The organism is Halomonas sp. ND22Bw, assembly GCF_003011945.1.
GTDB lineage: Bacteria > Pseudomonadota > Gammaproteobacteria > Pseudomonadales > Halomonadaceae > Halomonas > Halomonas halophila.
The window spans coordinates 1-254 of record NZ_PXWD01001327.1 but is presented as its reverse complement, the minus strand read 5'-3'; the positions used below and the strand labels follow the sequence as shown (position 1 = coordinate 254).

General features: G+C 60.2%; 1 protein-coding gene. It reads left to right on the top strand.

What is annotated here, in order from left to right; translation table 11 throughout:
- Positions 1 to 37: 37 nt before the first annotated feature.
- Positions 38 to 254 (top strand): hypothetical protein (locus CVH10_RS25500; protein ID WP_146143298.1); only part of this gene is annotated, 217 nt, incomplete at its 3' end.

Here is a 254-nt window from a genome sequence, read left to right as displayed (position 1 = left end):
CGTGAAACTGGCCCAGATAGACGACGTGAAGCGTCGGATGGAAACGCTGCTCGACCAGCTTGAAGAGAGAGTGCCGGGCGTGGCTGAACGTCTGGCCAGTCGTCGTGATGAACTGACGGTTCTCGAACAGGAAGCCGCCGAACTGCGGATGAATGTGGAGCGTAGGGCCAAGACGCGCGGTGACGAGTCGATCCGCAACACCATCGAATGGCTGGGTGTGGTCGAAGGGAATGCGCCGGATGCCGAGGTCTATC